This window comes from Rhodanobacter sp. GW835-FHT13D09, from assembly GCF_058793995.1.
Map to the genome: position 1 here is coordinate 85,030 of NZ_JBXAGL010000012.1, position 24,361 is coordinate 109,390.

The 24,361-nt window shown below is 65.5% G+C and carries 24 protein-coding genes and 1 tRNA gene; 11 read left to right on the forward strand and 14 right to left on the reverse strand.

The genetic code is table 11. The features are described 5' to 3' along the window. Positions 1–105: 105 nt before the first annotated feature. The 9 genes from atpA to AC1Q5A_RS15020 all read right to left on the reverse strand — a co-directional run bounded on the left by atpA (position 106) and on the right by AC1Q5A_RS15020 (position 5,824). A complete protein-coding gene (gene atpA, locus AC1Q5A_RS14980) occupies positions 106–1,656 on the reverse strand; it encodes a F0F1 ATP synthase subunit alpha (RefSeq protein ID WP_492701985.1) in 1,551 nt (516 codons plus the stop codon). 210 nt (positions 1,657–1,866) lie between these two features. Beyond that, positions 1,867–2,400 carry a F0F1 ATP synthase subunit delta gene (locus tag AC1Q5A_RS14985; RefSeq protein WP_492701987.1) on the reverse strand — a complete coding sequence of 178 codons (534 nt, stop codon included), beginning with the start codon at positions 2,398–2,400 and terminating at the stop codon, positions 1,867–1,869. Between the two features lie 3 nt (positions 2,401–2,403). Next, positions 2,404–2,874: a F0F1 ATP synthase subunit B gene (locus AC1Q5A_RS14990; protein WP_114344338.1), complete on the reverse strand. Its 471-nt coding sequence runs from the start codon at positions 2,872–2,874 to the stop codon at positions 2,404–2,406. Between the two features lie 103 nt (positions 2,875–2,977). Continuing rightward, entirely contained in the window at positions 2,978–3,271 is a 294-nt protein-coding gene (gene atpE, locus AC1Q5A_RS14995; RefSeq protein WP_114344340.1) for a F0F1 ATP synthase subunit C, read from the reverse strand. Between the two features lie 68 nt (positions 3,272–3,339). Beyond that, the gene (gene atpB / locus AC1Q5A_RS15000) at positions 3,340–4,158 is read right to left on the reverse strand and encodes a F0F1 ATP synthase subunit A (RefSeq protein WP_492701990.1); all 819 of its coding nucleotides are present in this window, start codon (positions 4,156–4,158) and stop codon (positions 3,340–3,342) included. 3 nt (positions 4,159–4,161) lie between these two features. Beyond that, on the reverse strand, positions 4,162–4,653 hold the full coding sequence (locus tag AC1Q5A_RS15005; RefSeq protein WP_492701992.1) for an ATP synthase I: 492 nt from the start codon (positions 4,651–4,653) through the stop codon (positions 4,162–4,164). A 130-nt stretch (positions 4,654–4,783) separates the two neighbouring features. Next, the gene (locus AC1Q5A_RS15010) at positions 4,784–5,173 is read right to left on the reverse strand and encodes a phasin family protein (protein ID WP_492701994.1); all 390 of its coding nucleotides are present in this window, start codon (positions 5,171–5,173) and stop codon (positions 4,784–4,786) included. Positions 5,174–5,326: 153 nt separating this feature from the next. Further along, on the reverse strand, positions 5,327–5,689 hold the full coding sequence (queD, locus tag AC1Q5A_RS15015; RefSeq protein WP_492701996.1) for a 6-carboxytetrahydropterin synthase QueD: 363 nt from the start codon (positions 5,687–5,689) through the stop codon (positions 5,327–5,329). 58 nt (positions 5,690–5,747) lie between these two features. Then, a tRNA-Met gene (locus AC1Q5A_RS15020) sits at positions 5,748–5,824 on the reverse strand. Between the two features lie 178 nt (positions 5,825–6,002). On the opposite strand from AC1Q5A_RS15020, the gene AC1Q5A_RS15025 reads away from it, so the two are divergent. From AC1Q5A_RS15025 to AC1Q5A_RS15060, 8 genes are all read left to right on the forward strand, one after another. Further along, the gene (locus AC1Q5A_RS15025) at positions 6,003–6,563 is read left to right on the forward strand and encodes an RNA pyrophosphohydrolase (protein ID WP_492701998.1); all 561 of its coding nucleotides are present in this window, start codon (positions 6,003–6,005) and stop codon (positions 6,561–6,563) included. Between the two features lie 56 nt (positions 6,564–6,619). Then, complete coding sequence (locus AC1Q5A_RS15030) at positions 6,620–6,826, forward strand: (2Fe-2S)-binding protein (protein WP_492702040.1); 207 nt, start codon at positions 6,620–6,622, stop codon at positions 6,824–6,826. A gap of 129 nt (positions 6,827–6,955) precedes the next feature. Continuing rightward, on the forward strand, positions 6,956–7,426 hold the full coding sequence (bfr, locus tag AC1Q5A_RS15035) for a bacterioferritin (protein WP_492702000.1): 471 nt from the start codon (positions 6,956–6,958) through the stop codon (positions 7,424–7,426). Between the two features lie 385 nt (positions 7,427–7,811). After that, positions 7,812–8,567, forward strand: a complete 756-nt coding sequence (locus AC1Q5A_RS15040) for a DUF6776 family protein (RefSeq protein WP_492702002.1) — start codon at positions 7,812–7,814, stop codon at positions 8,565–8,567. Beyond that, on the forward strand, positions 8,554–8,985 hold the full coding sequence (locus AC1Q5A_RS15045; RefSeq protein WP_492702004.1) for a bactofilin family protein: 432 nt from the start codon (positions 8,554–8,556) through the stop codon (positions 8,983–8,985). The genes AC1Q5A_RS15040 and AC1Q5A_RS15045 overlap by 14 nt, the downstream gene beginning before the upstream one ends. Positions 8,986–9,031: 46 nt before the next feature. Then, complete coding sequence (gene erpA / locus AC1Q5A_RS15050) at positions 9,032–9,400, forward strand: iron-sulfur cluster insertion protein ErpA (protein WP_492702006.1); 369 nt, start codon at positions 9,032–9,034, stop codon at positions 9,398–9,400. An 11-nt stretch (positions 9,401–9,411) separates the two neighbouring features. After that, on the forward strand, positions 9,412–10,386 hold the full coding sequence (gene nudC, locus AC1Q5A_RS15055; RefSeq protein ID WP_492702008.1) for an NAD(+) diphosphatase: 975 nt from the start codon (positions 9,412–9,414) through the stop codon (positions 10,384–10,386). A 96-nt stretch (positions 10,387–10,482) separates the two neighbouring features. Then, the gene (locus tag AC1Q5A_RS15060; RefSeq protein ID WP_492702010.1) at positions 10,483–11,352 is read left to right on the forward strand and encodes a beta-lactamase induction protein; all 870 of its coding nucleotides are present in this window, start codon (positions 10,483–10,485) and stop codon (positions 11,350–11,352) included. A gap of 6 nt (positions 11,353–11,358) precedes the next feature. On the opposite strand, the gene AC1Q5A_RS15065 is transcribed toward AC1Q5A_RS15060, so the two are convergent. Beyond that, complete coding sequence (locus AC1Q5A_RS15065; protein WP_492702012.1) at positions 11,359–13,233, reverse strand: MFS transporter; 1,875 nt, start codon at positions 13,231–13,233, stop codon at positions 11,359–11,361. A 229-nt stretch (positions 13,234–13,462) separates the two neighbouring features. Further along, on the reverse strand, positions 13,463–16,513 hold the full coding sequence (locus AC1Q5A_RS15070) for a TonB-dependent receptor (RefSeq protein ID WP_492702014.1): 3,051 nt from the start codon (positions 16,511–16,513) through the stop codon (positions 13,463–13,465). Positions 16,514–16,788: 275 nt separating this feature from the next. Between AC1Q5A_RS15070 and AC1Q5A_RS15075 the strand changes: the two genes are divergently transcribed. After that, complete coding sequence (locus tag AC1Q5A_RS15075) at positions 16,789–17,349, forward strand: helix-turn-helix domain-containing protein (protein ID WP_492702016.1); 561 nt, start codon at positions 16,789–16,791, stop codon at positions 17,347–17,349. Positions 17,350–17,687: 338 nt separating this feature from the next. Here AC1Q5A_RS15075 and glyS read toward each other — a convergent pair whose 3' ends face one another. After that, positions 17,688–19,835 carry a glycine--tRNA ligase subunit beta gene (gene glyS / locus AC1Q5A_RS15080; RefSeq protein WP_492702018.1) on the reverse strand — a complete coding sequence of 716 codons (2,148 nt, stop codon included), beginning with the start codon at positions 19,833–19,835 and terminating at the stop codon, positions 17,688–17,690. Further along, positions 19,832–20,743 (reverse strand): glycine--tRNA ligase subunit alpha, encoded by a 912-nt coding sequence (gene glyQ, locus AC1Q5A_RS15085; RefSeq protein WP_492702020.1) that lies wholly within the window; start codon positions 20,741–20,743, stop codon positions 19,832–19,834. The genes glyS and glyQ overlap by 4 nt, the downstream gene beginning before the upstream one ends. Positions 20,744–20,840: 97 nt before the next feature. On the opposite strand from glyQ, the gene tfpB reads away from it, so the two are divergent. Beyond that, a complete protein-coding gene (gene tfpB / locus AC1Q5A_RS15090; RefSeq protein WP_492702022.1) occupies positions 20,841–22,661 on the forward strand; it encodes a type IV pilus assembly ATPase TfpB in 1,821 nt (606 codons plus the stop codon). 31 nt (positions 22,662–22,692) lie between these two features. Beyond that, positions 22,693–23,421, forward strand: a complete 729-nt coding sequence (locus tag AC1Q5A_RS15095; RefSeq protein WP_492702024.1) for a glutamine amidotransferase — start codon at positions 22,693–22,695, stop codon at positions 23,419–23,421. 3 nt (positions 23,422–23,424) lie between these two features. Here the strand turns inward: AC1Q5A_RS15095 and AC1Q5A_RS15100 are convergent, their stop codons facing one another. Further along, positions 23,425–24,108, reverse strand: a complete 684-nt coding sequence (locus AC1Q5A_RS15100; RefSeq protein ID WP_492702026.1) for a rhomboid family intramembrane serine protease — start codon at positions 24,106–24,108, stop codon at positions 23,425–23,427. Positions 24,109–24,361 lie beyond the last annotated feature (253 nt).

Here is a 24,361-nt window from a genome sequence, read left to right on the forward strand (position 1 = left end):
TCTATTCGCTCGCTTTGCTCGCTCGGGGGATTCGGGACGGGGTTCGGGATTCGTCCAGGCCGCGGCCTGCGGCTCCGAATCCCGGCTCCCGGTTCCCGGATCGGCTTACCAGCTGCCGGTCTTCTTGTACTCGTCCAGCGAAGCCTTGAAGACGGCCTCGATGTCCTTGTCCCAGTTGCCGGTGGCCACGATGGTCTTCATCAGGTCGGCGTGGTTCTGGTGCATGAACGCGTGCAGGCCCTTCTCGAACGCCAGCACCTGGTTCACCGGCAGGTCGTCCAGGTAGCCCTGCTCGGCGGCGTACACCGACAGCGCCAGCTCCGCGATCGACAGCGGGGCGTACTGCTTCTGCTTCATCAGCTCGGTGACGCGCTGACCGCGGTCCAGCTGCGCGCGGGTGGCCGGATCCAGGTCCGAGGCGAACTGCGCGAACGCCGCCAGCTCGCGGAACTGCGCCAGCGCCAGCTTCACGCCGCCGGACAGCTTCTTGACGATCTTGGTCTGCGCGGCGCCGCCGACGCGGGACACCGAGATGCCGGCGTTCACGGCCGGGCGGATGCCGGCGTTGAACAGGTCGGTCTCCAGGAAGATCTGGCCGTCGGTGATCGAGATCACATTGGTCGGCACGAACGCGGAGACGTCGCCGCCCTGGGTCTCGATGATCGGCAGCGCGGTGAGCGAGCCGGTCTTGCCCTTCACGGCGCCGTTGGTGAACTTCTCGACGTACTCCTCGGACACGCGCGAGGCGCGCTCGAGCAGGCGGGAATGGAGATAGAACACGTCGCCCGGGTACGCTTCGCGGCCCGGCGGGCGCTTCAGCAGCAGCGAGATCTGGCGGTAGGCCACGGCCTGCTTGGACAGGTCGTCATAGACGATCAGCGCGTCTTCGCCGCGGTCGCGGAAGTACTCGCCCATCGCGCAGCCGGAGTACGGTGCGACATACTGCAGCGCGGCCGATTCGGACGCCGAGGCGACCACGATGATGGTGTTGGCCAGCGCGCCGTTCTCGTCGAGCTTGCGGACCACGTTGGCGATCGACGAACGCTTCTGGCCGATCGCGACGTAGATGCACTTAATGCCGGAATTCTTCTGCGCGATGATCGCGTCGATCGCCAGCGCGGTCTTGCCGGTCTGGCGGTCGCCGATGATCAGCTCGCGCTGGCCGCGGCCGACCGGGATCATCGCGTCGACCGACTTGTAGCCGGTCTGCAGCGGCTGGTCGACCGACTTGCGCCAGATCACGCCCGGTGCGACCTTCTCGATCGGCGCGTTGAGCTTGGCGTTGAGCGGGCCCTTGCCGTCGATCGGGTTGCCCAACGCGTCGACCACGCGGCCAAGCAGCTCCGGGCCGACCGGCACTTCGAGGATGCGGCCGGTGGTCTTGGCGGTGTCGCCTTCGCGCAGGTGCTGGTATTCGCCCAGCACCACCGCGCCGACCGAGTCGCGCTCGAGGTTGAGCGCCAACGCGTAGGCGCTGCCCGGCAGCTCGATCATTTCGCCCTGCATCACATCGGCCAGGCCGTGGATGCGCACGATGCCGTCGGACACGCTGATGATCGTGCCCTCGTTGCGCGCTTCCGCGCCGAGCTTGAACTGCTCGATGCGGCTCTTGATCAGTTCGCTGATCTCGGACGGATTCAGTGTGCTGCTGGACATGGTTGCCTATCCCGAAATTGAATTCTCTTTTGAAGAGTCCGGCCATGGATGGCCGGTTTTGCTCTTCGCGAAACGACTTCGCGCTTGCCTAAATTTGTCCGACCAGGGATGGCCGGTTTTTGCTCTTCGCGAAACGGATTTCGCGTTTACTCAATCTGTCCGGCCACGGACGGCCGGTCTTGCCCTTCGCGAAATGGACTTCGCGTTAAATCAATTTGCCAAAGCACTGGAAAGCTGCGCGAGACGACCGCGGGCGGAGCCGTCGATCACTTCGCTGCCGGTATCGATCACCACGCCAGCCAGCAGCGAGGCATCGACCTGGGTTTCCAGTTCGATCTCGCGCCTGAAGCGGCGCTTCAGCGAGACCTTGAGCTGTTCGGCCTGCGCCGCGTCCAGCGCCATCGCGCTGGTCACCTTGACCAGCAGCTGGGATTCGGACTCGCGCTTGAACGCCTCGAACAGTTCGGCCGTTTCCGGCAGCAACGCCAGCCGGCGCTGCTCGGCCATCTCGGCGAGGAAGTGCCCGAACGGGCTGTCGGCGGCCACGCCGGCGGGCAGATGCAGCGCTACCAGCTGCGCCGGCAGCACCCGCGGGTCGTTGCCGAAGCCGGCCACGCGCGGATCCTTCGCCACCGCGGCGGCGAACGCCAGCGCCTGCGACCATGCGGTCAGCGAACCGGCCGCATGCGCCACCTCAAACGCAGCGCGGGCGTACGGGCGGGCGAGGGTGATTGCCTGGGCCATGGATCAAAGACCTGCCGCGAGCTGGTCGAGCAGGGCCTTATGCGTCGAGGCATCGACCTCGCGCTGCACGATCTTGCTGGCGCCCTGCACCGCCAGCGCGCCGACCTGCTCGCGCAGCTGGTCGCGGGCGCGCTGTGCGAGCGAGGCGATGTCGTCCTGCGCCGAGGCCTTCAGCCGGTTGATCTCGGCGATCGCCTCGGCACGGGCCTTCTCGATGATCTGGTTGGCCTGCTGCTGGGCCTTGTCGATGATCTCCGAGGCCTGCTGGCGCGCCTGCTTGATCTCGCCGGCCACCTTCACGTCTGCGCTCTTCAGCTCGGCGTGGGCGCGCTCGGCAGCATTCAGGCCCTCGGCGATCTTGACCTGCCGGTCCTCGATGGCCTTGTTGATGTGCGGCCAGATGAAGTGGACGCTGAACCAGATCAGGATGGCGAACGAAATCATTTCGCCAATCAAGGTCGCGTTGAAATCCATCGCTGCGTTACCTGTAGATACGGAGTGGAACGGACCCGGGCATCACGCGGCGCCCGGATCGGATACGCGATGGCGCCGCAACGGCGCCACCGGAGGATGTCGCTTACTGGCCCGCGCCGGCAGCCGACAGGATCTTGCCCAGCAGCGGGTTGGCCACCGCGAAGTACATCGCCAGCGCCACGCCGATCAGGAACGCAGCGTCGATCAGGCCGGCCAGCAGGAACATGCGGCCCTGCAGCAGCGGCACCAGCTCCGGCTGACGCGCAGCGGCTTCAAGGAACTTCGAGCCCATGACGCCGATACCGATACAGGCGCCGAGTGCACCCAGGCCGATGATCAGGCCGAGCGCGATGGCGGTGAAGCCCTGGATTTGTGCAAACTGGACGAGATGTTCCACGGTGGTCTCCTGAGAAATTCGAACTGGAATAGGCAAAACGGTTGAAGCGAAGGGTTCGACGAACGCGATCAGTGGTGATCGTGTGCCATCGAGATGTACACGATCGTCAGCACCATGAAGATGAACGCCTGGATCGAGATGATCAGGATGTGGAAGATGCCCCACACCGTGTAACCGATGATGCCGGCGCCGTACAGCGCCCAGCCCGCCAGGCCGGCGCCGGCGCTGAACAGGCCGGCGATCAGCATGAACACCAGCTCGCCGGCGTACATGTTGCCGAACAGTCGCATCGCCAGGCTCACCGGCTTGGACGCCAGCTCGACCAGGTTCAGCGCGAAATTCGGGATCCACAGCAGCGGATGCTTGCCGAACGGCGCGGTGAACAGCTCGTGCGTGTAGCCGCCGGCGCCCTTGGCCTTGAAGCTGTAGAAGATGATCAGCGCGAACACCGTCAACGACATCGCGAAGGTCATGTTGATGTCGGCGGTGGGCACGGCGCGGAAGTGGCCGACGCCGAACTTTTCGGTGATCCACGGCAGCAGGTCGACCGGCAGCAGGTCCATCGCGTTCATCAGGAACACCCAGACGAACACGGTCAGCGCCAGCGGGCCCAGCACGCGGCGGTCGCCATGGAACACATCCTTGACCTGGCCGTCGACGAACTCCAGCACGATCTCGACAAAGGCCTGGCCCTTGCCCGGCACGCCGGCGGTGGCCTTGCGCGCCTTCAGCCAGAACCACAGGCAGAACAGCAGGCCCAGCACCAGCGACACGGTGACCGAGTCGACGTGCACCGCCCAGAAGCCGCCCTCGCTGGTATGCGGGGTCAGGTGCTTGAGATGGTGCTGGATGTATTCGGTAAGACCGCCAGTCGGCTCGCTTGCCATGGATCAACCCTTGAATCTGAACGCCAGCAGATAAACCGCGTAAGCCGCCGCCAACCCCGTGATGGCGGCCAGCGGTGGCAACTTGAATTGGAACAGGATCACGACCAGCCCCCCGACGATCACGATCCACTTCAGGAGCATGCCCGTCAGCAGGCGACCCAGCGCCTGGCCTGCCCCGCCAACGTCGCCGAAAAACCGCACCGACATCAGCGCAGTACCCAGCGCCACCGTTGTCGCGCCTGCCGCTGCCGCCACCGCTTCGCGATGACCCAGCGCCAGGAAAACCAGGCCAGCCAGCAACGCCACAGCGAGCTGCAGCAGGATGATGCGCAAGGCGAGGCGTCGACCAGAGGCAAGACTGTTGAGCACGTAGCGTCTCCGCGCGGCCTGCATCAGGCGGCACCGATACAGCTGCGGGCCACGATCCAATCCGTAAAAGTATATCAGCGCGGCAATTGCAGCGACAACCCATGCAGCCTGCGACATCGCGTCCATCCGCCGGATTTCGTGACCCGGTCGCGCCATCCGACCCGGCACCGGCGTTCTTGCGATGACACACACAAACAGGGCCGAACACGAGGTTCGGCCCTGTTTCATCGCATGGGAACGGGACGGTACCGCTGGATTACTTGGCGACAGCCTTCTTGGCAGCAGCGGCCGGCACGGCCACAGCATCGTTGGCGGCCTGGCGCTGCTCCTGCACGAGCGCATTCAGCGACTCGGCGGTCTTCTGGGTGATCGCGAGGACTTCCTGCGACACCGCCACCGCACGCTCGGCGTTGTCGCGGCTCAGGTTGGCGCCCTTTTCCCACAGGCTGCGCAGACCGTTGATATCGCGGGTCTCCAGCACCTCGGCAACGAACTCGGAGGAAACCTTGGCCTGCTCCTCGAGCGCCTTGAGCTGCAGCTCGGCGACCGTCTCCAGGCCCTTCAGAGCCAGCGACTGGGCCTTGAACGCACTGTCGGTGAACTGCTTGGTGAAAGCGAAAAGCTGGTTGTTGAGCTGCTGCGTCATGGCGTCGTCCTCGTTGAGGATGGGGGTAGTGACAGGCACTCTAGCAGCGAATTTTGTGCATTGCAATATATTTTTTGTAGCTTACTAGCGCCGCGAGAAAATTCTCATTTAAAAACGCCATTTTATAACGATTCCATGAAACATTGCGACGCGTCAAAAACTGTCACGGCTACAACTGGCGCCCGACGTGCAGGTTTCGTGCACCACCACCTTGTCCAGCCCAGCCAGGCGCGGCTGCAGGCGCCGCCAGATCCAGCGCGCCAGCATCTCGCTGGTCGGGTTCTCCAGCCCTTCGATCTCGTTGAGGTAATGATGGTCGAGCTGGTCGAACAGCGGCGCGAAGGCCGCCTTCACGTCGGCGAAGTCCATCACCCAGCCCAACTGCGGGTCCGGCTCGCCGGTTACATGGATCTCTACCCGGAACGAATGCCCGTGCAGCCGCGCGCACTTGTGCCCGACCGGCACATTCGGCAGCCGATGCGCCGCCTCGACCTGGAATATCTTGAAGATGTGCATGGCGTACGCCTGCATGATGGCGATGGATGAACCGGCGGAAAGATACACGCCCGGGTCATGGTGGCTATGGGTGGACTCGAACCACCGACCCCAGCATTATGAGTGCTGTGCTCTAACCGGCTGAGCTACATAGCCACGGGGGAACCCGCCTTGCCGGATCGGAACGATGCGGGCGGGGCGCGGCAGTGTAGTCGTGTCGCCCGCCGGGTTCAAGTCTGTCGCTTGCCGCTGCTTCGCGCGCTGTGGTTGAATCGGCCGAGGAGCTTAGATGTGGCCGTGCTGGCGAACCGCGCCACGCGCCCCAGGAGGCGACATGATCGATGTTGATGGCTACCGTCCGAACGTGGGCATCGTGCTGCTGAACGCGGACGGCCAGCTGTTCTGGGCGCGCCGGGTCAGTCGCGATGGCTGGCAGTTCCCGCAGGGTGGCATGCACACCGACGAGACTCCGCTGGAGGCGATGTACCGCGAGCTGCAGGAGGAGACCGGGCTGGCCGCGCATCACGTGGAGGTGCTCGGCGCCACCCACGGCTGGCTGCGCTACCGCCTGCCCAGCCGCTATGTACGCCACCACCAGCGCCCCATCTGCATCGGCCAGAAACAGGTCTGGTTCCTGCTCCGGCTGGTCGGCGACGAGTGCGAGCTGAAGCTCGATGCCTGCGAGAAGCCGGAGTTCGACTTGTGGCGCTGGGTCGATTTCTGGTACCCCGCGGCACATGTGGTCAACTTCAAGCGCCAGGTCTACGAACGGGCCTTGCGGCATTTCGCCCCGCTGGTGGAAGACCAGTTCGGCATCCAGCTCGGCAAGCTGCCCCCGCGCGACGACGCGGATTCCCCGCCCACCGGGCCGCGCGACGGTCGCGCCGCCGCCTGAACGGATGGCCGCGGTCAATCGACCGATTGTTGACAATCATTCGCATTCGCGTTCTTATACGCGCCATGTACATCTGCATGTGCAACGCCGTCACCGATCACGCCATTCGCCGCGAAGCGGCCAATGGCGTGCATACCTTTGCCGAACTGCAGGCCCGCACCGGCTGCTCGGATTGTTGCGGCTGCTGCGAGCAGGAAGCGCGCGCCACGTTCGACAAGGCCTTGTCGCAGGTCACCTGCCCGCTGCCACTCGCCGCAGCCTGAGTTCCCCTCGTCCGTTCGCGTCGTGCGGAGACTTCATCCCGCACCAGGCAAACCGTTGCCATTCTCATTTCCGCCACTGGGGCGCGGAGTTTGTATAGTCGACGTTGTCCTAGATTCGGAGTGGAAGCCATGAAGGGTGATGCGAAGGTCATCGAATTCCTCAACAAGGTGCTCTACAACGAGCTGACCGCGATCAACCAGTACTTCCTGCATTGCCGCATGTTCAAGGATTGGGGCTACAGCGAGCTGGCGGAGCACGAGTACAAGGAGTCGATCGAGGAGATGAAGCACGCCGATCATCTGATCGAGCGTATCCTGTTCCTCGACGGCCTGCCGAACCTGCAGCACCTGGGCAAGCTGCGCGTCGGCGAGAACGCGCTGGAATCGCTGCAGGGTGACCTGGACCTGGAGCTGGCCGCGGTGAAGGACCTGCGCGAGGCGATTGCGTACAGCGAAGGCATCGCCGACTACGTCAGCCGTGACCTGTTCAAGGGCATCCTGCACGACGAGGAAGAGCACATCGACTGGCTGGAAACCCAGTTCAGCCTGGTCGGGGACATCGGCGCGGAGCGCTACCTGCAGAGCAAGATGCAGAGCTGAGAGGTTGTGACTATTCAACCTCGAAGCCCGGCCATGGCGAGGGCATGGCGAGGGCATGGATGCCCGAGTTGAGGCTACGCAGGAGCGGTTGCCCGATGGCCGGACGCGGATCGGGCACGCAAGTGCCCGATTCGCGTGAGCAAGCCCGGACAAATCCGCCGGGAGCGGATTTGAACAGCCGCAGGCTGGCCCGCAGGGTGCATGCCAGGATGGCATGCATACATGTGCCGGACTCGCGATGGAAGAAAACCACAGGACGTGGTTTTCTTCACAAGCCCTGAACCGCTCCTGCCGTCACCCCGGCGGCGCCCTGAAGCGTGCACCCGTTCCTTGACGCTTTCGTCACGCCAGGGCTATACCTCTGGCTTTCCCCGGAATGCGTCGCATGGCCTTACGACCACCACCGCGCTTCGTCGTGCGCCGGCATGACGACACCGGCCATCGTCGGCGCTGGCTGTGGCTGGGCCTGGCCTGGCTGGGCAGCCTGCTGGTGGTCGGCCTGGCCGTTGGCGCGTTGGCGCGGCGGGCAAATACCCCAGCCGCCGTGGACAACCGCCAGCAGCGCGCCCTGCTCGGTCAGATCGACGATCTGAAGCAGCAGCTCGCCAACCTGCAGCGTGCCGCCCAGGTCAACGAGGTCGCCACCCGTTCGCTGCGCGGCACCCTGGCGCAACGCGAGGAGGAACTGAGCGGCCTGCGCGCCGACCTGGGCTTCTATGCGCGGCTGGTCGGCGGTGACGCCCAGCGCCAGGGGCTGAAACTGCAGGAGGTGAAGCTGCAGCCGATCACCGGCTCGCGCGGCTGGAACCTCAGCCTCAGCCTGAGCCAGAACGCCAAACGGGGCGAGGAAGTCTCCGGTGACGTGCTGGTCAGCGCGGAAGGCCTGCGCGGCGACAAGGTGGCGCGGCTGGACTGGCCCGCACTCGGCGACACCGCACAGAAGGACGGGCTGCCGTTCCGCTTCACCTATTTCCAGCAACTGCACGGCACCATCGTGCTGCCGGCGGACTTCCGTCCGACACGGTTGCGTATCAGTATCCGGCCGGCCGGCGGCGCGGCCGTCGACCGCGCCGTCGCCTGGACCGCCGCACTGAGCGGAAACATCACCACCACCGCAGGGGACCATGATGCTCAACCGTAGACGCAACGATCGCAACGATCGCAACACCAGCAGCCACGAGACCAGCCTGATCGCCCGCGGTACGGTGATCCGCGGCGACCTGCGCTTCAGCGGCGCGCTGCACCTGGATGGCCGCATCGAAGGCACCGTGCTGGGCGAGGGCGACGATGCCATGTTCACCCTGAGCGAACACGGCCAGGTGCACGGCGAGATCCACGTGCCGCAGGCGGTGATCAACGGCCACGTGACCGGCGACGTCTTCGTCAGCGTGCGGCTGGAGCTGGCGCCGCAGGCGCACATCGACGGCGATCTGCGCTACCACACGCTCGAAATGGCCGCCGGCGCGCAGGTCAACGGGCGCATCTCGCGCCAGGCCGGGGATGCCCCGCGCGAATTGCCGGCGCCGGATGCCGAACTCGACGAGGCCATGCCGGCCTGAAGCGGTATGCTTGGCTTCAGTCCGCCCCGCCCCCATCCAGATGACCATGGAAACTCTCGTCGCGATCCCCGATTACCGCAGCAGCGGCGCCCCGCTGCTGTTCACCGCCGCCGCCGCGCACAAGGTGCATGAGCTGATTGCCGAGGAAGGCAACCCGGCATTGAAGCTGCGCGTATACATTTCCGGCGGCGGTTGCTCGGGCTTTCAGTATGGCTTCACCTTCGACGAGGCCCAGGCCGAGGACGACCTGGCGATCGAGCGCGACGGCGTGACCTTGCTGTGCGATCCGCTGTCGCTGCAGTACCTCGGCGGCGCGCAGATCGACTACGCCGAGAACCTCAGCGGCGCACAGTTCGTGATCAGCAACCCGAACGCGAAGACCACCTGCGGCTGCGGCTCCTCGTTCTCCGCCTGAAGACACCGCCGATGGACCGGGCCACGCTGCCGTCCACGAACACCTTCGCCGGGCTGAGCCTGGTGCTCGATCGCGTCGCCGAGTCGCGCGACGAATCGGCATGGATCGTCGAACAGGCCCGTTCGCCGGAAGCGCGCTACCTGCTGCTGGACGGCGCCGGCGAGGCGTTCCTGCGCCGCGATGGCGACGCCCTGCGCTGGCTCGACGCCGGCGAACGCGAGCGCTGGCTCGGCGAGCAACATGCCAGCCTGCTCGGCATCGCCTACAAGCGCCCCCACTTCCTGCTGGTGGCGGACGATGCCGCGCCCCTCGATGAACTGGAAAGCGCGCTGGACGCGCGGCGCGTGGGCCTGCGCCACGCCGGCCTGCTGCTGGCGGCGGACGAAGCCGGCCTGTTCGCCTATGCCAAGGGCCTGTCGCATTGGCAACGCGAGACGCGCTTCTGCGCGCATTGCGGCGCGCCGCTGCTGCTGGTCGCCGCCGGCCATCGCGCGCAATGCACCAACTCGGACTGTGCACGCCTGCATTTCCCGCGCACCGACGCCGCCGTGATCATGCTGGTCGAGCACGACGGCGCCTGCCTGCTCGGCCGTCAGGCCGGCTGGCCGCCCGGCCGCTACTCCACCCTGGCCGGCTTCGTCGAGCCGGGCGAGGCGCTGGAGGACGCGGTGCGCCGCGAGGTGGCCGAGGAGGCTGGCGTGATCGTCGACGAGGTGCGCTACCACTCCTCGCAGCCGTGGCCGATGCCCGCCTCGCTGATGGTCGGCTTCATCGCCACCGCGGTGTCGCGACGGATCGTGATGCGCGACCACGAGCTGGAAGACGCGCGCTGGTTCACCCCGCAACAGATCGTCGACGGCATCGCCGGCGGCAGTTTCATGCCGCCTACGCGGCTGTCGGTGTCCTACCAGTTGCTGGCGCACTGGCTGCGGCAACGTGCCGGATTGGAGCTGGATTCACTGATCGCCGACGCCACGCCACGCTGATTCCCCCCGCGAACTCCGGCGACTGGCGTCGCCGGGTGATACCGGCAGCGATCCGTCGCTTACAATGGCAACCACTGCCCGCGAGCCCGTCCTGCCATGGCCATCCGTCTCCTCGTCGCCCTCGTCGCCCTCGGCCTGCTGCACGTCATGCCGCACCTGGCACGTTGGCGCGGCGACGGCCCGTTCCGTCGCTGGGTGGCGCAAGGGGGCGACACCAGTGGCGGCAGCCGCGTGGTGCTCGCCCTGTTGCCGCCGCTGGTCCTGTGCGTGCTGCTGGAATGGTTGCTCGGGCACTCGCCACTGGGCGTATTGCTGCCCTTGCTGTTCGCGCTGGCGGTGCTGCTGTACTGCTTCGGGCCGCGCGAATTCGAGACCGACCTGGAAGCGATCCTGGACGCGCCGGACGGCGCCCGCCGCGAGGCCGCGGCGCAGGCACTGGCCGACGATGACCATCCGATTCCCTGGACCGCACCGGCGCTGGGCGAGGCGATCGCCTATGCCGCGTTGCGCCGGCGCTTCGCCGTATTGCTGTGGTTCTTCCTGCTCGGGCCGGCCGGCGCGCTGCTGTACCGGCTGGCGCAGACGCTGGGTCGCGACGACGCCCTGCGACTCGACGCGGGCACCCGCCGCGCCGCCGGCTACGTGGCCAACGCGCTGGACTGGCTGCCGGCGCAGTTGCTGACCTTCACCCTGGCCGTGGTCGGCCACTGGGAGGCGGTGATCGGCGCCTGGCGCCGCTGGCACAGCCAGGCCGCGCCGACCAGCTGGTACGGTGCCGGCCCGGGTTTCCTGGGTGCCGCGGCACAGGCCGACGTGCTGATCGACATCGAGGCCGGCGACGGCTACGCCGAAGAACACAGCGATCCACTGGCCGAGCTGCGACGCCTGCGCAGTGCGCTGCTGCGTGCCTTGCTGACGTGGCTGAGCGTGGTGGCGCTGGTCGTGATCGGCGGCTGGATCGGCTGAGCCCGCTTACGCCAGATCACCGCGCAGCTCGCGCACCCGCGCTTCCAGCGTCGCCGCGGTGACCTGCGCGGGCACCCGCGGCGCATCCACCACCAGCTCCACCCGCGCGCGGAACCGGCGCGGCAGGCGCGCGCGACGCAGCATCGAGTCGCGGCGGCTCCATACGCTGCCCCACAGGCCACGCAGCGCCATCGGCACCACCGGCACCGGCCGCCGCGCCAGGATCTTTCCCACGCCAGGCCGGAACGGCGCGATTTCACCGTCGCCGGTCAAGCCGCCTTCCGGGAAGACGCACACCACCTCGCCCGCGGCCAGTGCGGCGTCGATGGCATCGTAGGCTTGTTCCAGCACCGCGGGATCTTCCTTGTAACCGGCGATCGGGATCGCCCTGGCGGTGCGGAACACGAAGCTCAACAGCGGGATGTTGAAGATCCTGTAGTACATCACGAAGCGCACCGGCCGGCGCAGGTTCGCCATCAGCAGCAGCGGGTCCATGAAGCTGACGTGGTTGCATACCAGCAGCACCGGCCCTTCCTCGGGAATTTGTTCGGCGCCATCGGCGCGCACCCGGTACAGCGTGTTCACCAGCACCCAGGTGATGAAGCGCATCACGAACTCGGGCACCAGGGTGAAGATATACCAGCCCACCAGCACGTTGAGCAGCGCCGCGGCCACGAAGATCTGCGAGGCATCCAGGCCCAGCGCGCCCAACCCCAGGCCGAAGCCTGCCGCCAGCACGATCAGCAACGCGTTCAGGATGTTGGTGCCGGCGATGATCCGCGACAACTTCTCGCGCGGTGCGCGCGCCTGTACGAAGGCGAACAGCGGCACCACGTAGAAGCCGGCGAACATGCCAATGAGAGTGAGGTCGAACGCGATGCGCCAACTGCCCGCGCCACGCAGGAAAGCGAGCCAGTCCAGCCCGCGCACCGTCGCCATGCCGTGCCGCGCGAAGTACAGATCGACGCCGAATGCGGTCAGCCCGAACGCGCCCAGCGGCACCAGGCCGATTTCCACCCGCCGTCCCGACATCCGCTCGCACAACAGCGCACCGGCGCCGGTGCCGATCGAGAACAAAGTCAGCACCAGGGTGTTCACCGAACCGTCGCCGCCCAGCGTCTCGCGCGTGTAGATCGGCAGCTGCGCGATCAGCACCGTGCCGAAGAACCAGAACCACGAGATACCCAGCACCGCGTTGAACACCGCGCGGTCGGCGCGGGTGATCGCCAGCACCCGCGCGGTCTCGCTGAACGGGTTCCAGTTGAATTTCAGCGCCGGCGCGGTCGCCGGCGCCGGTGGGATCCGGCGACAGGCCAGATAGCCGGCCACCGCCACCACGATGGTGGCGCCGGACGCCAGCAGCGGCCCCACCCCGGCCACCAGCATCAGCGAGTTGCCGGCGATCATGCCCACCAGCATCGCCATCTGCGTGCCCATCTCGACCAGCCCGTTGCCGCCGACCAGCTCGGCCGGCTTCAGCGCCTGCGGCAGGATCGCGTACTTGATCGGCCCGAACATGGTCGAGTGCATCCCCATCATGAACAGCACCAGCAGCAGCAGCGTGGTGTGGTGCGTGTAGAAGCCGTACGCGGCCAGCGCCATCGCACCGATCTCGAACAGTTTCACGTAGCGGATGATCCGGCTTTTCTCGTACTTCTCGGCCAGTTGCCCGGCGGTGGCGGAGAACAGGAAGAACGGGATGATGAACAGCGCCGGCGCCAGGTTGGTGTAGAGCGCCACCGTGCGGTCGCCCAGCCCCATCTGGAACGCCACCAGCATCACCAGCGCATTGCGGAACGCATTGTCGTTGAACGCCCCCAGCGCCTGGGTCCAGAAGAACGGCGCAAACCGCCGCTTGCCCAGCAATGCGAATTGGCTCATGCGCTGTCCTGAAGGAGGAAGTGTCTGCGTCAGCCCATCAGCTTTGTCCACAGGATTATCGCTGCGGGCGAACATCAGACACAACGAAAGCCGCCTGCCTAAAGCGGGCCTCATGCTTATCCATAGTGCCTGATACCGGAATCAATTAATCGTGCACACAAAAGAGCCGCCGGGGTAACCCCGGCGGCTCTCTTTGCAGCTATCACATCACACGTACCGCTTCAGGCCATCAGAAATCGTACGAGATCCCAAAACGGACATAACGCGGGGTCTGCGCACTGTATGGGCGCCGGAAGCTGGAGCTCGCCTCGATCGCGTAGGTCTGCGTGGTCTTCTGGCTATCAAAAACATTGTTGACCATCACGTTGAACGCCAGCTTCCTGTCAGCCCACAACGGACGGTACTCGGTGCTCAAGCTGAGCTGGTACGTCCAGGCCTCACGCGAGGCGCCCGGAGACGACGGCTGGCCCTTGCAGAAGTGGTAGTACGGACCATAGCCCAGACCCGGATTGGTCTGGGCTACGCCGTAATAACCCAGGCAGGTACGTGGCGCACCGGACATGATCGCCAGGTTACCGGACACCATCCATTCCGGCGCGACCTGATACGAGCCGAACGCCTTGATCTGATGACGACGGTCATTGGCCAGCGAACCGTTGGCGTAATCCATGACAGCAGCGTAATCCCAGTCAACCGTGGCCGAGACGTCGCGCTGGCCAATGTCCGTACGAACCTGACCCTCGCTGTTGCCGTAGCTGCGTGACCACAGGTAGTCGACGCGACCGAACCACTTGCCGTCGAATGGATGTTCCAGGAACAGGTTCAGGCCGTAGTACTTGCGCTTCAACGTGGTGTTGAAATGGAAGTCCTTCGCCCAATCCATCGTGACGTCGTAGTAGCCGCCCCCAATCCTGGGGATCATGAAGGTGTTGGAGCGGCCCGGGTTGATCAGGTAGCTGCCTTGGATCGAGTCGGGATCATAGGTGGCCGGATCGATGCCCATGGCATCCATCTTGTCCATGATCGCGAACGAATCACCAACGTCATCGATGGCGTTGCGCAGATTGCGATAGGTCGCCTTGGCACCGTATACCCACGAATCGCCCAGCTTCTTGTCGAAGCCGAGGATGTACTCATCCTGGTACTCGGACTTGAGGGTACTCGAAGTCGCGGTTTTCGGATCACGCGGGATGCCGTACTCCAGGTTGGCCGAGATCGGACCGCCGGTGCTGCTCTTGATCGGGGTCAAGCCAGTCGGGACGCCATTCGAATCGATTCCCGTATACGTGAAGTATTCGCGGGTATACAGCGAGGCACCAGCCGAGCGCAGCGCCACACTGGCAGGCATTGCCAGGTAGTAGCGACCAGCGTTGCCGTACACCTTGAAGCTGGAGTCACCGTTCACGTCCCAGCTGAAGCCCACTCGCGGAGCCCACTGCGGACTGGTCAGGCGCAGATACGGAACGCCGTCGCCATTGAAGTTGGTGAACTGGTCGTTGCGCAGACCAAGCTTGACCAACCAGCGATCATTGACCTGCCAGCTGTCTTCGATGTACTGGGCATGCTGCGTCGTTCTGACTGACGAATTGTTGCTGTAGACATACCGGGCCACGTAATAGCCAGTCTGGCCACCGGTATAACCCGCCGGAGCCTCAACCCACGGCTGGGTCTGCCAACCCGGACCATTGGCGACGGGGCCACCGGTGATGTAGGTCGTCGGGGTTTTGCCCGTGCTGTCGTTGTATTCCCACGCGTAACCCGGACCCGCAGTCACCGTACCGTCGTCGTTGTCGTGAACCGTCTGATTGTCGATACCCGCGGTGATCGTGTGATCACCCAGACGGTAGCTCAGGTCGAAGCGCAGGTTGGTGTTCTTGGTGGTGTGCGCCGGATTCGCGATCCGCAACAGCGTCTGGTTGTTGGTGATGACCTTGCCACCCGTCAACGCCGGGTTCTGCTTGTCAGGGGTCAGCAGGTACGGGTTGGTCGGATCGTAACCGGGAGTATTGCTGTACAACGTACCTTTCATCTCACCGTACAGGGCGGTCAGAGTCAGATCATCCGTGATGTAGCTGGTGAACTTGGCCGAGTAGAGATCGCTGCCGTTCTTGGTCGACGTATCGTTGCTGTTGAAGCCGCCTTCGGTATTGGTGGCGTAGCTGTACTTGTTCAGTGTGCCCTGATAGGACGACTTGTTCGACGCACCGGTCACCTCAAGAATGTTGCTGTCGGTGATGTTCCAGTCCAGCTTGCCGTACCATTTCGGGTTGTCATAGCGGTAATGGGTTACGTACGGTGCCACGTTCGGACCGGTCGACTCGCCCTGCTGACGCTGCGCCTCAACGGCCGCGAACAGGAACAACTTGTCCTGGATCAGCGGACCGCCGACATAGGCGTCTACTGTGGTCGTCCACGACTTGTTGTTCTTGCGATATTGGCGGATCTTGCCCTGCGATCCGTCCTTATTGACGTAGTAGAAGTTCTTCGGGTCGCCTTTCAGGTCGGTCGGGGTCCATTGAATCTGGCCACCGAAGTGCCACTCGTTGGTACCGCGCTTGCCGACCTGGCTGATCACGCCACCATCGGAACGACCGTAGGCTGCGCCATAACCGCCACTGAGGATTTCCTGCTGGTCGATCGCACCGTACGGAAGAGTCAGACCACCGAAGCCGCTGAGCGGATCGGTGGTGTTGAAGCCGTTGATGTAATACGCGTTCTCGGTCACCGAGGAGCCGCCGAACGACACCACCGGGCCACCGGTCGGACCCGTGAACAAGGCGCTGCCCTCGACGACGCCCGGAGCCAGCAGGGCAATCGCCTCGGCACTACGCGCGAGCGGCAGCCTGGCCAGCTGCTCGGCCGTGATGACCGTACGCGAATCGACGCCGCTCACGTCGATGGTCGGCAGGGCATTGGCCTGCACCGTCACCGCCGACAGGTTTTGCGCGTTCTGCGCAACAAAAGAGACCTCGGTGCCGGAACCGACGCGCAGGGTAACGTTCGAGCGCGAATCGACAGCTTGGCCGTCGCGCTGCAGGGTCACGGTGTAATTACCCAGCGGCAGGGAATCCACCGTGTAGCGGCCGGCCGAATCGGCCGCTACTTGACGGGTGATACCCGACGAACTCTTGACCAGCACGGAATCACCCGCCTGCGCCTGGCCGAAGATGCTGCCGGTGGTCGCCTGACCGAAGACCAGGCCACTGAAGCCCAAGCCGAGCGCCAGGGCGAGCGCGGTGCGCTGCAGCTGCCCCGCCTTGAAGTTTTTACGCGAATTCATCGTGGTGACTCCCATGGTTCGGCCCGAGCCATCCGGGCACAAGAAACTTTTGTGTGTCCGTGAGATCCAAGGGCGGCATCCTAAAAACGATGCAAGCCCGTGCCGATCCACATGATTTAGGCTAGACTTCCTACGCAAACGTATTCGTAAGTTATTGCGACGTTAGTTCAAGAAAACACGGGGGTCAACACTTCCGTAACTCGTATTTCAGGCCGTCTTCGCTTGAATTGTGGCAAAGACTTACGCGAAGTCCCTACACACTGGCGGTATTCTCGATGGAAACGCAAAAATTTACGTCTGCGCAAGCCACAGAAACTTTCGCCGAGCGCATCAAATTACTGATCCAGCGCGTAGGAAGCGCCACGGAAATCGCGCGGATGTGCGGCTTCTCCGAAGGCGTGGTGCGCAGCTGGCGCGATGGCAATACCGATCCCTCGCGGGCGCGATGCGTCACGCTGGCGCGCACGCTGGGCATTTCGCTGGTCTGGCTGGTGGCCGGCGAGGGCTCATTGCAGATGGACCCGACCATGCCCAACCTGGACGACCAGCACAGCTCGGAAAAAGTCGCGTCGCACCGCTCGCACGGTCGTCAACAGGCGCATGCCCCGGCCTCCCAGGCCACGGTCGACGCGCAACGGTTGAATACCGCCGTACGCATGCTGCAATCGGAACTGAGCCTGGCTGACAGCCAGCTCTCCCTGTCCGAAAACGCCGACCTGCTGAGCCAGCTCTACGAGATCCTCGGCCCCGGCGGCTCGCACGTGGATCCGCTCGCCATGGTGGCGTTCAACCACCAGCTCGCCGAGCGGATCCGCAAGGAACGCAACAGGGCCTGATTCGTTCTTCCCGCGCACGACGACGCGGCCGCCTCGACGGCAGCCGCGTTATTTTCTGTACGCGTACTCAGAGTTTGTGAAGAAAACCGCTTCCTGCGGTTTTCTTCCGTCGCGAGTCCGGCACATGTATGCATGCCATCCTGGCATGCACCCTGCGGGCCAGCCTGCGGCTGTTCAAATCCGCTCCAAGCGGATTTGTCCGGACTCGCTCACGCTGATCAGGCACTGGCGTGCCCGATCAGCGTCCGGCCATCGGGCAACCGCTCCTGCGTTGCCTACACTCGGGCATCCATGCCCTCGCCATGGCCGGTCTTCGAGGTTGAAAAATTTACAACCTCTCAGAGCAGGGCGATGTCGGCGACGGTGCCGAAGCGGGCCTTCAGCTGACCGAGCAGGGCCAGCCGGTTCATGCGCACGGCCGGATCGTCGGCGTTGACCAGCACGCTGTCGAAAAACGCGTCCACCGGCGCCTGCAGCTGCGACAGGCGGGCCAGCACCGCCGTGTAATCACCGACCGCCAGCGCCGCCGCAGTCTCGTGCCGGGCCGCGGCCAGCGCGTCGGCCAGGCCGCGCTCCGCCTCGGCCTCGAACAGCGCCGGATCGACAGCTCCGCCGATCGGCTGGGCACCCGGTTCCGCGGCCTGCTTGCGCAGGATGTTGGCGACCCGCTTGTTGGCGGCCGCCAGACTGGCGGCCTCCGGGCGGCGACCGAACTCGACCACCGCGCGCAGGCGTCCGTCGAAATCGGCCAGACTGGTCGGCTGTACAGCCAATACCGCCTCGAACTGCGCGTTGTCGAAACCCTGTTCGGCGTAGTAACCGCGCAGGCGGTCGAACACGAAGTCGTGCAGCTCGTCGAGCAGGATGGCGCGTCGCTTGGCGGCATCCAGCACCGGCGACTTGCCGTCCTTGCCCGGCCTCAGGCCGGCAGCCAGCGCGCTGTCCGGCAGCAACTCAAGCGCCTCGATCAGGCTGCCGCGCAGATCCAGTTCCAGATCGCCCTCGATCAGGGTGCGCGCCAGCCCCAGCGCAGCGCGGCGCAACGCGAACGGATCCTTGTTGCCGCTCGGCTTCATGCCGATGGCAAAGATGCCGGCCAGCGTGTCCAGCCGTTCGGCCACCGCCAGTACCTGGCCCAGCTTGTCGGCGGCGATCGCATCACCACCGAAACGCGGCTGGTAATAACTGTCCAGCGCCGCGGCCACCGCCGCCGGCTCGCCGTCATGACCGGCGTAATAGCGCCCCATCACGCCTTGCAGCTCGGGGAATTCGCCGACCATGCGGGTCAGCAGGTCGCACTTGCTCAGCGCCGCGGCGCGGGTAGCCGCACCGCCATCGACACCGACCCGGCCGGCGGTGATCCGCGCCAGTTCGGCCACACGCACGCTCTTGTCCCACAGGCTGCCCAACGCCTGCTGGTAGGTGACGGTCCGGAGCTGCTCCTGGTAGCTGGCCAGCGGCGTCTTCAGATCTTCGTCCCAGAAGAACTTGGCGTCGGCGAAGCGCGGGCGGATCACCCGTTCATAGCCCTTGCGGATCTCGGCCGGGTCCTTGCTCTCGACGTTCGCGATGCCGATGAAGTGCTCGGTCAGCTTGCCGTCGGCGTCGAACACCGGCACGAATTTCTGGTTGGCCACCATGGTGGCGACCAGCGCTTCCGGCGGCACGGCGAGGAATTCACGCTCGAACGTGCAGGCGATCGCCACCGGCCATTCGGTCAGGTTGGCCAGTTCGTCCAGCAGCGCATCATCCAGCCGCGGCACGCCGCCGGTGGTCGCCGCGAGCGCGGCCACCTGGTCACGGATGCGCTGGCGCCGTTCGCGCGGATCGGCCAGCACGTTGCACGCACGCATCGCATCCAGCCAACCGTCGGCATCGGCCACGTGCACCGGCTGCGGGTGCATGAAGCGATGGCCGCGCGATTTGCGTCCGCTGGCCAGACCCAGCACGGTGCCGTCGACGATATCGGCACCATGCAGCATCACCAGCCAGTGCACCGGGCGCACGAAGCTGTAGTCGTGGTCGGCCCAGCGCATCGGGCGCGGAATCGGCAGGCCCTTCAACGCCTCGTCGACGATCTCCGGCAGCAGCGCCGCCACCGGCTGGCCCGGCTTGACCGTGCGCCAGACGTACCAGCCGCCCTTGTCGGTCTCCAGTTTCTGCAGTTGCTCGACGCCGACACCGCAGGATTGCGCAAAACCGAGCAGTGCCTTCGAGGGTCGGCCCTCGGCGTCGACAGCGGCGTTCAACGCCGGACCCCGGCGCTCGATCGCCTGCTCTGGCTGGGCCATGGCCACGGCGGGCACGAGTACGGCCAGGCGACGCGGCGAGGCGTAGGCCTGGGCCAGGTCGAGCCCGGCGTCGATCCCTCGCTTGGCCAGACCATCGCAGATGCCGCGCAGGAAGGCGGCGGACAGTTCGTCCAGCGCCTTCGGCGGCAGCTCCTCGGTACCCAGTTCGATCAACAGCGACTTGGCGGCGCTCATGCGGCCTGCTCCCGGGAAACGTTCTTCAGGCCCGGAAAACCGAGCCTCTCGCGCTGCGCGACGTAGGTCTCGGCCACGCCGCGCGACAGCGTGCGCACGCGCAGGATGTAACGCTGGCGCTCGGTGACACTGATCGCACGGCGCGCATCGAGCAGGTTGAAGGTGTGGCTGGCCTTCATCACCTGTTCGTAGGCCGGCAGCGGCAGGTTGGCCGCGATCAGCTGGTTGGCGGTGGCCTCGCACACGTCGAACCAGCGCAGCAGTTCAGGCACGTTCGCATGCTCGAAGTTGTAGGTGCTCTGCTCGACCTCGTTCTGGTGGAACACGTCGCCGTAGGTCACGACTCCGCGCGGGCCGTCGGTCCAGACCAGATCAAAAACGTTGTCCACATTTTGCAGGTACATCGCCAGCCGCTCCAGGCCGTAGGTGATCTCGCCGGTCACCGGGCGGCACTCCAGGCCGCCGGCCTGCTGGAAGTAGGTGAACTGGGTCACCTCCATGCCGTTCAGCCACACCTCCCAGCCAAGGCCCCAGGCGCCGAGCGTGGGCGACTCCCAGTTGTCCTCGACGAAGCGCAGATCGTGCACCAGCGGATCGAGGCCCAGCTCCTTCAGCGAGCCGATGTAGAGATCGAGGATGTCCTCGGGGTTCGGCTTCATCACCACCTGGTACTGGTAGTAATGCTGCAGGCGGTTCGGGTTGTTGCCATAGCGGCCGTCGGTCGGCCGGCGCGAGGGCTGCACGTAGGCGGCGGCCCAAGGCTCGGGACCGAGCGCGCGCAGGAAGGTGGCGGGATGGAAGGTGCCGGCGCCCACCTCGGTATCGAGTGGCTGCAGCAGCACACAACCCTGCGCCGCCCAGTAGCGGTCGAGGGTCTGGATCACATCCTGGAAGGTGCGTGCGGACATGGCTTTCCGTGACCTGGAGTAAAGCGCGTTAGTATAGCCGCAGCACGCTTTGCCACCGGGCCGTGCCCGCTGGATGCTACGCAGGAAATACACCCGGATGGCTGCTTCACCGCACATCGCATCTCTGCTCGGCCGGCGCGGCCGGCTGGAACTGGAGGAACTGCTGGCGACGCTGGTGGTTGACGGTTACCTGCTGGCCGAGGACGCCAGGCAGGTGCGGATGGGCGCGCGCGCCGGCCGCAGCACCGTGGAGCTGCACCCGCTGGTAGTCATCGCCAACGCCAGGCTGACGAATCAGCGCGATCCGGGGCGGCCGCTGGGCCTGGAGAACCTGGCCGAATGGCTGGCCGGTCGCGCCGGGATGCCGTACCTGAAGATCGATCCGATGAAGATCAATGTCGCGGCGGCGACCCAGGTGGTGAGCCATGCCTACGCCAAGCGACACCGGATCCTGCCGATCGCGGTCGCGCCGGGCGAGGTGACATTCGCCACGTGTGAGCCGTTCGACGCCGGCTGGGCCTCCGACCTGGGGCAGATGCTGCGACGGGACGTCAAGCGCGTGGTGGCGAGCCCGATCGACATCAATCGCTACCTGCAGGAGTTCTACGGCGTCCAGCGTTCCATCCAGCTGGCGCAGGACGCCAAGAGCGGCAGCGACGGTTCCTCGGCCATCCTCAACTTCGAGCAACTGGTCGAGCTGGGCAAGAGCGGCGAGGTCGGCGCCGACGACCGCCACGTGGTGCACATCGTCGACTGGCTGCTGCAGTACGCCTTCGAACAGCGTGCTTCGGACATCCATCTGGAGCCACGTCGCGACACCGGGCACATGCGCTTCCGCATCGACGGCATCATGCAGAAGGTGTTCGAGCTGCCTTCCCCGGTGATGACCGCCGTCACCGCACGCATCAAGATCCTGGCGCGGATGGACGTGGCCGAGAAGCGCCGCCCGCAGGATGGCCGCATCAAGACGCGCTCGTCCTCCGGCCGCGAGGTGGAACTGCGCATCTCGAGCATGCCCACCGCGTTCGGCGAGAAGGTGGTGATGCGCATCTTCGATCCGGACCTGGTGGTGAAGGACTTCGCCCAGCTCGGCTTCTCCGCCGACGAGGGCGCCCACTGGCGCAGCATGGTCGAACGCCCGCACGGCATCGTCCTGGTCACCGGCCCCACCGGTTCGGGCAAGACCACCACGCTGTATTCAACGCTGAAGCACCTGGCCACGCCGGAGCTCAACGTGTGCACGGTGGAAGACCCGATCGAGATGGTCTCGCCGGAATTCAACCAGATGCAGGTGCACGCGGCGATCGAGCTGGATTTCGCCGCCGGCGTACGCACGCTGCTGCGGCAGGACCCCGACATCATCATGATCGGCGAGATCCGCGACCTGGAGACCGCGCAGATGGCGGTGCAGGCCTCGCTCACCGGACACCTGGTGCTGTCCACCCTGCACACCAACGACGCGCCCAGCGCGGTCACCCGCCTGCTCGACCTCGGCGTGCCGCACTACCTGATTCAGTCCACCCTCACCGGGGTGGTGGCGCAGCGGCTGGTGCGCACGTTGTGCCCGCACTGCAAGCAGGCGACCACGCAGGACCCACAGGCCTGGAACGTGCTGACCCACGGCTGGGAGCTGCCGCTGCCGGCGCAGGTGTACCAGCCGGTCGGCTGCCTGGAATGCCGCAATACCGGCTTCCTTGGGCGCACCGGCATCTACGAGATGCTGAAGATGTCGCCGCGGCTGCGCGGCATGATCTCGGCTCAGCTCGACCTCGGCCGGTTCGGCCATGCCGCGCTGTCCGAAGGCATGCGGCCGCTCCGGATCTCGGCCGCCGATCAGGTGGCCGCCGGGCTGACCACGGTGCAGGAGGTTCTCACCGTGTTGCCGCCCATCGACGGATTCGACGATACTCAGCCGTAAAGACGTCCAAATGTCGCCACCGACCTTTCGCATGAAACCCGTCCTGATCATCCGCACCGGTCGCGCGCCGGATGCCATCCGCGCCCGGCATGGCGACTTCCCGCACTGGTTCCGCCTCGGCGCCGGCCTGCACACGCGGCAGCTGCGGATCGTCGACGTCGCGGTCGGCGAAACGTTGCCGCCGCCGCAAGAAGTGGCCGGCGCCATGATCACCGGTTCGGCCGCCATGGTCACCGCGCGCGAGCCTTGGAGTGAACGTACTGCCGCCTGGATCCGTGACGCGATGGACGTGGAGTTGCCGCTGTTCGGCGTCTGCTATGGCCACCAGCTGATGGCGCATGCGCTGGGCGGGCGCGTCGACTACCTGCCGGGCGGGCGCGAGATCGGTACCCAGGCGATCGAACTTTCCGCCGGCGCGTTCCACGACCCGCTGACCGCCTCGTTGCCCGCCAGTTTCCGCGCCCACACCACGCACGAACAAAGCGTGCTCGAGCCTCCGGTCGGCGCCGCCGTGCTGGCTCGTTCGGCGCGGGATCCCCACCAACTGCTGCGTTATGGCCCGCGTGCGTTCAGCACCCAGTTCCACCCCGAATTCAACGCCGACGTGATGCGTGCCTACATCACGCGCAAACACGCCGACATGCGCCGCGAGGGCTCGGACCCCCGGCAGGTCTACAGCGCCGTAGCCGCCACGCCGGATGCACGTCGCTTGCTGCGTCAGTTCTCCCGTCGTCACGACTGGGACAAGGTTGCCAGTTGAACTTCAATTGCGCAGGCGGCGGGCAACCGCGTCACGCGAGAACAGGGCAAACACCACGCCGAACAGGAATCCGCCGATGTGGGCCCACCACACGTAGGCGCCATAGCTCGGTCCCGCATAGCTGAACAGCAGTTGCAGAAGCACCCAGATGCCGATCAGCAGGAACGCCGGCACCCGCACGAATTCCAGGTACAGCCCCAGCGGCAGGACCAGGCCAAGACGCGCACGCGGAAACAGCGCCACGTACGCTCCCACCACCGCCGACACCGCACCGCTGCAGCCGATGATCGGCAGGCGTACGCCCGCAAGTGACAACGCCCCGATCAGGTTCGCCACGATCCCGCCCACCACGAACAACAGCAGGAAGCGCAGCGAGCCCAGCGCACGTTCGCCCGGCAAACCGAAGATGGCCAGGAACAACAGGTTGCTGAGCAGATGCAGCCAGGTGACGTGGATAAACAACGCGGTGAACAGCCGCAACAGGGCCGGATCGGTCAGCTGGGGCAGCAAGGCTTCGTGCGGGTCGAAAATATTCGCCGGCACCGTGCCCCACTGCAGGAGCAGCGAAATCCGCTCCGGCGCAGGCATCAGCGCCAAGCCCATGAAGCACAGCACACAGAGCATCACGATCAGCAGGGTGGCCCAGTGCCAGCGGGGACGACGGCGCGTTTCGACATGGACAAACAAGAACCGTTCCCCTGGACACCGGCCGATCGTGGCGTCCTTCCATCATAGGCGAAGGAGAGCTGCCACAACGTTGAAGCATTCGACGCTTCGATGAGCACGACACGGGCGCTGCGTCACCGACCTGCGGTCGCCACCGCACCAAAGAAAAACCCCCACCGTTGCCGGTGAGGGTGTTTCAGGAAAAAGCCCCTGGCGGTGACCTGTTGCGGGTCGCGACCTGCGGTCGCCACCGCATCAAAGAAAAACCCCCACC